General features: G+C 59.8%; 5 protein-coding genes. 4 read left to right on the top strand and 1 reads right to left on the bottom strand.

The window, feature by feature from the left end:
* On the bottom strand, positions 1-263 hold a 263-nt coding region (locus H559_RS0102740), incomplete at its 3' end, for a transposase (protein ID WP_028451431.1).
* A gap of 181 nt (positions 264-444) precedes the next feature.
* On the opposite strand from H559_RS0102740, the gene H559_RS21270 reads away from it, so the two are divergent.
* From H559_RS21270 to H559_RS0102720, 4 genes are all read left to right on the top strand, one after another.
* Complete coding sequence (locus H559_RS21270; protein ID WP_155845260.1) at positions 445-1,755, top strand: sensor domain-containing diguanylate cyclase; 1,311 nt, start codon at positions 445-447, stop codon at positions 1,753-1,755.
* 245 nt (positions 1,756-2,000) lie between these two features.
* On the top strand, positions 2,001-6,773 hold the full coding sequence (locus H559_RS21265; RefSeq protein ID WP_051278835.1) for a PAS domain S-box protein: 4,773 nt from the start codon (positions 2,001-2,003) through the stop codon (positions 6,771-6,773).
* On the top strand, positions 6,760-7,917 hold the full coding sequence (locus H559_RS0102725; RefSeq protein WP_028451430.1) for an HD-GYP domain-containing protein: 1,158 nt from the start codon (positions 6,760-6,762) through the stop codon (positions 7,915-7,917). Before H559_RS21265 ends, H559_RS0102725 begins: the two co-directional genes overlap by 14 nt.
* Complete coding sequence (locus tag H559_RS0102720; protein WP_028451429.1) at positions 7,907-9,499, top strand: ATP-binding response regulator; 1,593 nt, start codon at positions 7,907-7,909, stop codon at positions 9,497-9,499. The genes H559_RS0102725 and H559_RS0102720 overlap by 11 nt, the downstream gene beginning before the upstream one ends.
* Positions 9,500-9,598: the final 99 nt, after the last annotated feature.

Here is a 9,598-nt window from a genome sequence, read left to right as displayed (position 1 = left end):
TTTTCCAGGATTTCGAGCTCCATCTTCAGTCGGGCGTTCTCCGCGCGCAGCTGGGATAACTCCATCTGCTCGGGCGTGATGGCCTTGCCAGTTCCGGCGGCCAGTTTTCCCGCCTTGCTGGCTTTGCGCCAGTTGCTGAGTGTCTGCTCGGAAATGCCCAGGTCGCGGGCGACCTGGGCGGGGGATTTGCCTTCGGCTTCGACCAGGCGGACCGCCTCTTGCTTGAACTCGGTGGTGAAGCTCTGCTTCGGGATTTTGTACATCGATACCTCCGTATGCCAGTTTATCTGGCTACGCTTGGTATCCGAAATTCGCGGTTAACCTCACCGGCGCATTGAAGCGAATGTCGGGCAGACCTTGCTCAATACGGCAGCGCTCCAGGTTCAGACGATCGACTATGCCAGTCAGCTCATCAGTAATCGTGCATACGAAGCAGGTGAGGCCATGCTGGTCAACAGTGCCGGCGAACAGCGGCTTGAGCAGGCCGTGCAGAGTGACTGGCTGGATGCGGTGGTCGTAGCAAACATTTCCGGGACCATTGTTGGTACGGCCAGCAATGTATCCCTCGAACAATTGCTGGGGGTTGAAGCGTTCAGGGCGGGCTCCCTGCAGACTCTGCCGCGCTTCAGGGCGATGCTCGAGCAGGGAAAGGATGAGGACATTGCGTTTGTTTTCCGCTCTGGCAGGCAGCTTGAGGGCGGTGGGCTCGTGATTGCCCGCAGCATTCGCAGCGAGCGGGGCGAATGGCTTGGCGTGGCGATAGGCATCCTCAGCAACCGCAGTTTGCATGCGGTATGGCGCCAAGCGGAGGCGCGGGGCTTTGACCTGGGCGATGATGGGCTGGTGTCGCTCTATGACACAGCGAGCCGGAAACTGCTGTACCGTTCCGATCTGAAGCTGGGCGGCAAGGCCGCTCCCCTTGGCGTGGCCTTGCCAGTCCAGGCATATGATCCGACCGGATCGAACAGTGAACTCAAATACCATGTTTCTCCGGTGGATGGCATCGAGCGACTGGTGGTGCTTACCCCGGCACTGAACGGACAGTGGATCCTGGAGGTCGGCCTGGGCAAGCATGAGTTTCTGCGAGGGTGGTACTGGCAGATTGCAATCAGTGCAGCCATTTTCCTGCTGCTTGCGGCCCTGCAGTGGCAATTGGTCAACATCATGCAGCGCAACCAGGAGCAGCGTGAGCAATTGGCGCACGAGTCCAGGCACGACCCGCTGACCGGGCTTGCCAACCGGCGGCATTTTTCCGAATGGGTGAAGAATATCTGCGGGCAATCACGCCGCTATGTGCAGCCGCTGACGGTGCTTGCGCTTGATCTTGACCACTTCAAGTCCATCAATGATCGCTGGGGTCATGACGGCGGCGACCAGGTACTGATCCGTACTGCCGAAGTCCTGCGGGCGGCGCTGCGCGAGTGCGATCTGCCGGCCCGTTTTGGCGGAGAAGAATTCATCGTGGTGTTGCCGCAGACGCCGCTGGCTGGCGCCATGCAGGTGGCCGAGCGCATCCGCGCCGATATCGAGGCACTGGTGGTCTACTATGACGGTGATGAAATCCGCTTTACCGTCAGCATTGGCGTGACTGAAGTTGCAGCGGCGGAAAAAAACGTCGAAGCCGCACTGAACCGTGCCGACGAGGCGCTATACCAGGCCAAACAGGCCGGACGCAACTGTGTTCTCGTGCATGGCCCCCGGGCTGCGCCGCCAGCCGAAGACCTGGCTGGTACCGAGGCGGAAGTGCGTGAGTGAGCCGTTTTCGCGCAATGCGGAACACTGTGCGGGAGTGTCAAGGTTAAGCCTGGCTAGCGATGCAGGCCGGCATGCCCGCAGGAAGCGTTGTATCAGGCTGCTGGAAAACGGCCTGTCAGCAGCATGCATTAGCGCCGGGCTTCGCCCGCTGTCTGAAGCAGGTAATAGAACCCGGTTTTTGGGCATCCCGCTCACCGTTATCTTCTAGTCATTGATCGCCCGCTTGCGGGCTTGCGAGAAAATCGATGCGTATCCGCTACGCCAATGTCCTGATCATCGTGCTTGAGCTGCTGTTTGCCAGCATCAGCATTGGCGCGTATCTGTATGCGCGCGAGCAGGGTGAACTGGCACGGAGCGGTAGTGCGCGGGCACTGGCAGCCCAGGAGGCCATCATCCAGCTTGCCCAGGGCAGCAATGCACTGACCAGCAATGTGCGGGCGTATGCGGCCACCGGTGAGGCCACCTACCTGAACGCATTCCGGCATGAACTCGATGTCAATCGTTCGCGGGATCACGCACTTGCACGGCTGCACGAGCTTGGTTTGTCGCTGGAAATCAGCGGTTTGCTGGATGAAGCCGGACTGACCTCATCGGCGCTGGTTCTGCTGGAAAACCGCGCTATCGATGCCGTGGCGCGAGGAGATCGCAGCGAAGCCCTGCGCATCGTGTACGGGCCCGACTACCTGCAGGCCAGGATGGCGATTGACGGCCCGTTACGCGACGCGATGAACAAGATTCGCCTGCAGCTGGATCGCGATGTGAAAACGCAGCAACATCGCGCCACTGTGGCCGGGAATATCGCCATGACCGCCTTGCTGGTGGATGTGGCCGTCATTCTGGGCATCCTGCTGCTCTACTACCGGCGCCGGGTGGTCAAGCCGCTGCTGGCACTGGTTGGCCAGGCCGAGCGCCTGCATTCCGGTGATCTTGCAGTCAGTTTTACCGGTCAGGAAGAACGCAATGAAGTGGGCGAACTGGCTCGCGCGCTGGAAGCGTACCGGCAGAAAAGTGTCGAAATCGAACACCAGCGCTGGGTACGGCAAAATCTCATTGATCTGGCTGCGACGCTGCAGACGGAAAATACGGTTGGCAGTTTCACGCAAGCGGTACTGGTGCAGACTCAGCCCTTGCTGCGTTTTGTGGTCGGTGGCTTTTTCCTTGAGGATGAAAACGGGGCGGGCTTGCGCCGCATTGCCGCTTACGGGCTGGATGCCGATACCGGGAGTGCCTGGGTTCCTGCCGGTGGCCTGCTCAGCCAGGTGCTGGCAGATGGGCGTACCAATCTGATTCACGACGTGCCGCCAGCTTATCTGCCTGTACGTTCGGGAATTGGTGAGCATGATGCCCTGGTCCTGCTGCAGTTACCAATGCGATTGGCCGATGGCCGGGGAGCGGTACTGGAGCTTGCCGCATTCGGTGAACTGGATGAATGGCAGAACCAGCTGCTGGAAGCGCTGGCCCTGCTGATCGTGCCAAGGCTGGGGCTGTTGCTGCGTGCCGAATATACCATGCAGCTGCTGGACCGCACTCGCGAGCAGGCTGAAGCGCTGGTGCTGTCGCAAGCCGAATTGCAGGCCCGCCAGGACAAGCTCAGTGATCTGAATGCCGCCTTGCAGGAAACCGAAGCCTGGTTTCGCAGCATCATCGAATCCGCGCCTGACGGCATGCTGGTGGTCGATGGCAGCGGACGTATCGTGCTGGGGAATGCACAGCTGGCGAGCATGTTCGGCTATGCCGAGGGGGAACTGCTGGGCGCGGCGATCGAGCAACTGGTTCCCGCGGCAGCCAGAGAGCGTCATGTCAACTACCGTGATGGGTATGCTTCTGAAGCCATTCACGGAAAAGCGATGGGGAAATATACCCCTGATCTTATGGGTGCTCGCAAGGATGGTACCGAGTTCCCGGTTGATGTCAGCCTGTCACGCCTGCCCGGGCGCAATGGCCAGGGGTTTTATGTCTGCGCAGCCGTGCGCGATATAACGCAACGCAAGGCTGCCGAGCAGGCCGAGCGGGATCATACGGCCTTCCTGCAGGCGCTGATCGATGCCATTCCCTACCCGGTGTTCTACAAGGGCGCGGATGCACGTTTTCTCGGCTTCAATCGTGCCTATGAAGAAACATTCGGAGTACGACGTACCGAACTGATTGGCAAGACGGTGCTCGATCTGGAGCATTTGCCGCCGGCCGACCGTCTCGTCTACCAGCAGGAGTCGCTTGCGCTGATTGCCAGTGGTGAGGCAATGCAGCGCGAAGCCAGGATGCCGTTTGTCGATGGCGTTCTGCATGACACGCTGTATTACGCCTCGGGTTTTCGCAAGGCGGATGGCTCGCCCGGCGGCATCATCGGCACCTTCGTCGACGTTTCGGATCGCAAGACCATCGATCATATCGAGCGCTTCAACCGGCTGGCACTCGGACGCGAAAACCGCATTGTCGAGCTGAAGCGCCAGGTCAATCAGCTGGCAAGTGAACTGAACCGGGCAGAGCCCTATTCCTCGCCGTACGAAGTGGATGCCTCGGCCGATGAACCGGAACTGCAGGGCAAAGTGCCGCAGCCGGCCCGTGTGTCTGGTACCGCATTCGAGGCCCTGCTTGCCGAGCCGGCCGTTCAGCGTCTCTTTACCGCATTCTGCGAGGCAGTCGGCATCAGTGCGGCCTTGCTGGATCGCACGGGGCGCGAGCTGGCTGCGACCGGCTGGTTTGCCGAGTTGCAGAGAGCGGTCACGTTCATGGACGAAGAACAGCACGCCGCCGGCAGCGAGGCCGGCTTGCTGGACGACCAGTCCTATACTTTGCGGCGCGGACAGCATGGCGTGGTTTCCTGCAGTGCGCCCATTGATCTGGCGGGGGAAGTGATCGCCACGCTGCATCTGGGGCCGTTCCGGCTGCGTCATGCGGAGGATGCCGACAGTGCGGCAGGACCGGAGTTGCTGCTGGCTGAAAATCTGCCCCTGCTTGATGAGCCGCGACTGCAGTTCGTGCTCGGATTTCTCGTGCGCTTTGCCCGGCTGATTGCGTCGTTCGCACTGGAACAGTGGCGCAGCCAGCAGGCCGAGCTCTACCTGCGCGAGCAGACTGCCGCCGTGCAGCGCGAACGCCTGGCCGCGATCAGTCTGGCCGAAGATGCGGAAGAGGCGCGCAACGCGGTACTGGAATACCAGGATCATCTGCAGGATCTGGTCGATGCCCGCACCAACGAGCTGGCGGCAGCCAAGCAGGTCGCCGAGGATGCAACCCGCGCCAAAAGCGATTTCCTTGCCAATATGAGCCACGAAATCCGCACGCCGATGAATGCCATCATCGGCATGTCCCATCTGGCACAGGCCACCGAGCTGACACCGCAGCAGCGTGATTACATGGACAAGATCCAGCTGTCGGCCCGGCATCTGCTGGGCATCATCAATGACATTCTTGATTTTTCAAAAATCGAGGCAGGCAAGCTGGATATCGAGCACCTGCCATTTTCGCTGACCAGCGTGCTGGAGCTGGTGGCCTCGCAACAGGGCGAACGGGCCGCCGCCAAAGGGCTGATGCTATCGTTTGATGTCGACGAGGCAGTTCCGCTCCGTTTGCTGGGTGACCCGGTCCGGCTGAGCCAGATTTTGCTGAACTACGTCAGCAATGCAGTGAAATTTACCGAGAAGGGCGAAATCAGGGTGCTCATCCGCCTGCTGGAGAGGCGAGGCGACGAAATCATGCTGCACTTTGCCGTCATCGATACCGGCATCGGGCTGACCGAGGCGCAATGCGCGCGCCTGTTCGAATCATTCGCGCAGGCCGATGCATCGATCACCCGCAAGCACGGCGGTACCGGCCTTGGCCTGGCGATTGCCAAGATGCTGGCCGGACTGATGGGGGGCGAAGTGGGCGTCGAGAGTTCACCGGGCCGTGGCAGTACCTTCTGGTTCACAGCCAGGCTGGGTGGCTGCGTGGTGGAAGCGGCGCCGGTCGAACCGAAAGAGCCAGACATGCCGGCCTTCGGTGCTGCTTTGGCCGGGCGGCGTGTCTTGCTTGTCGAGGATAACGAGCTGAATCAGCAGGTGGCGAGCGAACTGTTGCGCGCCGCCGGTGTTCAGGTCGAGGTGGCGGGCAATGGAGCCCTTGCTGTCGAGCTGGTCCGTAGCCGACGGTATGACCTGATTCTGATGGATATGCAGATGCCGGTCATGGATGGGCTGGCGGCGACGCGGATGATACGCAGCGAAGCCGCCAGTGCGCAATTGCCCATTATCGCCATGACGGCGAATGCCATGAGTCAGGATCGCGAGCGCTGTCTTGCTGCCGGCATGAACGATCACCTGGCCAAACCCTTCGAGCCAGAAGCACTGCATGCGATGCTGGCAAAGTGGCTCGTGGCCCCGGCCGGTGGAAGTGTGGCCGACGGCAACGGCACGCCGGTCGCACAGCCGCTTGCGCCCATCGACGGGCTTGATCAGCAAGCCGGCCTGCGCCGCGTTCTCGGCGATGCGGCCATTTATACCCGTTTGCTGAGAATGTTCCTCGCTGGTCAAACATCGATCATGAACGAGCTGCAAGCGGCATTGGCGGCCGGCGAGCGGGAAACGGCATGCCGCATGGCGCACACCCTGAAAGGGAGTGCCGGGACAATCGGGGCCGGTCGCATCCAGGCTGCAGCAGCCGAACTGGAGCGAATGCTTGGGGGGGATGTGGAGAGCATTGATGTATCGCCCCAGCTCGCGGAGCTGGCCGATGAACTCGCACAGGTGCTGCCAGCCTTGCAGGCCGCGCTGCCTGTCGAAACGACGGCACCGGCCAGGACGGTCGACCCGGACCGGATCCGTTTGCTCTCTGCCGAACTCGAGGCCTTGCTGGCAGCCGATGACGCCGATGCCTGCGATCTGTTCGATGAGATTGCCCCCTTGCTGGATGCGGCCTTGCCGGCGGCCTATCCTGAAATCAGTGCCGCAATCCGCAGTTTCGACTTTGTCCGCGCATTGCGGGCATTGCGCAGCGGTATGGCCGATTTTTCCGGAGATGATCTCGATGAACAGGACTGAGTACCCGGACAAGCCCCTGCTGTTGCTGGTGGATGACAGCCCCGACGGACTCGCCCATCTGCATGCCCTGCTGAAAGACCGCTACCGCATCAAGGTGGCCAGTACGGGCGAGCGGGCCTTGCAGATCGCCGTCGCCGAGCCGCCCCCGGCGCTGATCCTGCTCGATGTGGTGATGCCCGGAATGGATGGTTATGCGGTCTGTCGCGCACTGAAGGCAAAACGCGAAACACGTGACATTCCGGTGCTGTTTCTGACCGGGCAACATGATGAAGAGGCGGAAACGACCGGTTTTGCTGCCGGTGCCGTGGATTATCTGCACAAACCTTTCAGCGCTCCTGTGCTGCTGGCGCGAATCGCCACCCAGCTGGCGCTCAAGCAGGCCGTAGATGCACTGCGCGAGCAGAATGCCGGCCTGGAACAAGAAGTTGCCCGGCGTACCGAGGATGTGCTGAAGATCCAGGAAGGCATCATTGTGACGATGGCTTCGCTGGCCGAGGCACGTGACTTGGAAACCGGCAACCATATTGTCCGTACCCAGGAATATGTGAAAGCACTGGCCGAGGCCTTGCGTTCGCATCCGCGTTTTGCCGATGGGCTGGATGAAATGGCGATCATGCGGCTCTACAAATCGGTGCCTTTGCATGACATCGGCAAAATCGGCATTCCTGACCGCATCCTGCTCAAACCGGGAAAGTTGAGCGCTGCAGAGTTCGAAGTAATGAAAACGCACACGACGATTGGCTATGAAGCTTTGCTACGAGCCGAGCAACAGATCGGCCTCCAGATTCCTTTTTTTACCGTGGCCAAGGAAGTCGCGCTCTATCACCAGGAAAAATGGGATGGCAGCGGTTACCCGGAGGGGCTGACTGGTGAGGCAATTCCGCTCAGTGCTCGCCTGATGGCGCTGGCCGATGTCTACGATGCCCTGATCAGCCGCCGCGTTTACAAACCGCCGATGCCGCACGAACAGGCCGTGGCCATCATCAGCGCCGGGCGTGGCAGTCATTTCGATCCCGATATTGTTGATGCTTTTCTGGGCATTCAGGAACAGTTCAAGAAGATTGCAAGGTGCCATGAAGATTCCGAAGCCGACATCGCCCAGAAAGCGGAATCCTGGGGGCTGGGGGTGAAACATGATACTTGACCGGGAAATGGTCATTCTGGTTGTTGATGACTTCGAGCCGATGCGCAAGGTGACCGCGACCCAGTTGCGCATGCTGGGCCTGGGCAAGGTGGTGTTTGCCGCAAACGGCGGCGAAGCCCTGCGCATCATAGAGAACCAGCAGGTTGACATGGTGCTGTCCGACTGGAATATGCCCGTCATGAACGGCCTGGAGTTGCTCAAACTCTTGCGAACGAGCGAACGCTACTGGAACATGCCCTTCATCATGATTACCGCCGAGGCCGAGCGCGGTCGGGTGCGCGAAGCGATCATGGCCGGGGTGAGTGATTTGCTTGTCAAGCCGTACACGCCGGAGAGGCTCTCGGGCAGCATCGAGAAAGCACTTGACTGGAAAGCCCGCAAGCGTACACCCGAGTCCGTGTTTCCGGTCGTCAAGGCAAGCGACAAAGGCACCTTTGAGACATCTGCTGCCGCTGTTGCGATGCTGGGTGGGCGCAAGGCTGACAAGCCAGTCATCCTGATCGTTGACGATTTGCCGGATAACCTGCAACTACTGGCCCGGCTTTTCAAGGCCGATTATCGCGTCCGGGTTGCCCAGACCGGACTGAAGGCGCTGGAAATCTGCCACTCCGATACACCTCCGGATCTGGTTCTGCTTGATGTCATGATGCCGGAGATGGATGGTTTCGAAGTCGCTCGCCGCATGCGTGAACATCCAAATTCGGAAATGACCCCGATCATCTTTGTCACCGCAATGGATCAGCCCGAATCGCGCCAGAAAGGCATGACGCTAGGGGCAGTTGATTATGTGACCAAGCCGATTGAGCCAGAGCAGCTCACCTTGCGGGTCCGCAACTTCCTGCGCTATGTCGAGCTGCACAAGCAACTTCAGGCCGATTTTGACCTGATGCTGGAGATGGAGCGGATCAAGGAAGATGTGGAGCATATGACCCGGCATGACATCAAGGGGCCACTGGCGGGCATCATTGGGCTGCTGCATGGCTTGCAGAAAGACGGGGCATTCAATGCCAGGCAGATCGCGCAACTCAAGCTGGTGGAAAACACGGCCATGCAGGTGATTGACATGGTCAATCTCAGCTCCGAAATATTCAAGATCGAGCACGACTCATTTGTCTTGAATCCCTGTGCAGTGGATCTGCAGGAGGTGCTCGGCAGCGTAGTCGAGCTCGCTCGGGCAACATACGAGGGCAAGCGCCTGAGCATTGTGTTTGACACCGATGTACCTTTGAATGAAAGGCTGCCCGCCGCGTCTGGCGATCGTCTGCTCTGTTATTCCATCTTCCAGAATCTGGTCAAGAATGCCTGCGAAGCTGCTCCGGACAAAGGACGTATCGTGATCATGCTGAGTGAGGAAGAATCACTGCAGGTCGCAATTACGAATCCCGGTGCAGTGCCTCTGGAAATTCGCAACCGATTTTTCGACAAGTTTGTTTCCCATGGCAAACCTTCTGGTACCGGTCTTGGCACGTATTCAGCCAAACTGCTGACCGAGGCCCAGAACGGACACATTGCGTTCAGCGTGGATGACGCACAGAACACTACTTCCGTGACAGTGCGATTGCCGCGCTGGCAGGCCAGTTAGTCAGGCCACGTCGTCTGGATATGGCTGGAGCTTTCGTGTAAGCAGCGCAGCCAGTATGCACACTGCAGCAACAAAAAACCGCCGTTCAGAATGGCGGTT

It is taken from the genome of Chitinilyticum aquatile DSM 21506 (assembly GCF_000430805.1).
Classification (GTDB): Bacteria; Pseudomonadota; Gammaproteobacteria; order Burkholderiales; family Chitinibacteraceae; genus Chitinilyticum; species Chitinilyticum aquatile.
This window is presented reverse-complemented; position numbering and strand designations above follow the sequence as displayed.

Excerpts from the sequence above, each read along its gene's own strand:
- H559_RS21270 (WP_155845260.1), top strand. The coding sequence starts at position 445 with ATGCTGGTCAACAGTGCCGGCGAACAGCGGCTTGAGCAGGCCGTGCAG.
- H559_RS0102725 (WP_028451430.1), top strand. The coding sequence starts at position 6,760 with ATGAACAGGACTGAGTACCCGGACAAGCCCCTGCTGTTGCTGGTGGAT.
- H559_RS21265 (WP_051278835.1), top strand. The coding sequence starts at position 2,001 with ATGCGTATCCGCTACGCCAATGTCCTGATCATCGTGCTTGAGCTGCTG.
- H559_RS0102720 (WP_028451429.1), top strand. The coding sequence starts at position 7,907 with ATGATACTTGACCGGGAAATGGTCATTCTGGTTGTTGATGACTTCGAG.